This window comes from Pseudomonas sp. FSL R10-0399 (assembly GCF_009600165.1).
GTDB classification, from domain to species: Bacteria; Pseudomonadota; Gammaproteobacteria; order Pseudomonadales; family Pseudomonadaceae; genus Aquipseudomonas; species Aquipseudomonas helleri.
In genome coordinates this window covers 1-867 of record NZ_WIWK01000273.1, presented here as the reverse complement: position 1 = coordinate 867, position 867 = coordinate 1, and the positions used below count along the sequence as shown (strand labels likewise).

Sequence of the window (867 nt, the reverse complement as noted above, 5' to 3'; positions counted from 1 at the left end):
TGCGTGAGCAGCGCCAAAGCCGCCTGCGCACGGTTGGCTCGGCGGCTGAACCTGATCAACCGCTGCCGGTGGCAGCAAGTACGCGCTACAAGGCGTTGCTGTGCCCATGTTTTGATGTGTCCTGCCATGAGGTCGAGGCCTTGATTGAGCAGGGCATTACCGACCTTGAGGTGATCAAACGCCTGACCTCCTGCGGCATGGGGCCGTGTCAGGGCCAACCTTGCTGGGACTTGCTGCGCGCTCTGGTCAGCGCCCGCAGCGGGATCCCGTTGCACACCTTGCCAAGGCCAACCCTGCGCCCGCCACGGCGTGCCCTGAGTGTCGCGCAAGCGGCCGGTCTGGCCGATGTTGTGGAGCCTCTGCAATGACCCCTACACAACCTTTGCCTGCACAGGCGTCGATCATCATCGTTGGCGCGGGGATCCAGGGGCTGTCGCTGGCCTTCAATCTGGCTGAACTGGGCGTGCGCGATGTGCTCGTGCTTGACGCCGGCTATTGGCAGGGCGGCGCCTCGGGTCGCAACGGGACGTTGATTCGCGGGGCATTCAGCTCACCGGAATGGACACGCTTCTTCGCCCACTCGTGCCACTTGTGGCAGGGCTTGTCCAGGCGCCTGGGCGAGAACGTCATGTACTCGCGCCGCGGCTACAGCATGATCGGCGAACGCACTAGCACGGCCGCCATGCTTGACCGCACGCTGGAGGTGCACAAAGCCTGTGGCATCAACTCAAGCCTGTTGAACGCTGCGCAACTGCGTGAAGTGCTGCCGGCGCTGGCACACCAGCGGGTCAGCGCGGCATTGCACCTGCCTGACAGCGGGGTCGCGCCGCACCATGCCGCCATGTACGCCTATCGCCAGGCCTGCGA

Annotated in this window: 2 protein-coding genes; both read left to right on the top strand. The window is 64.9% G+C overall.

Annotated elements, in window-relative coordinates; genetic code table 11:
- Positions 1–368 (top strand): (2Fe-2S)-binding protein (locus GHO41_RS29390; RefSeq protein ID WP_178126623.1); only part of this gene is annotated, 368 nt, incomplete at its 5' end.
- Positions 365–867, top strand: a 503-nt coding sequence (locus GHO41_RS29385; protein WP_256678895.1) for an FAD-binding oxidoreductase, incomplete at its 3' end; no start/stop codon positions are given. The genes GHO41_RS29390 and GHO41_RS29385, both read left to right, overlap by 4 nt.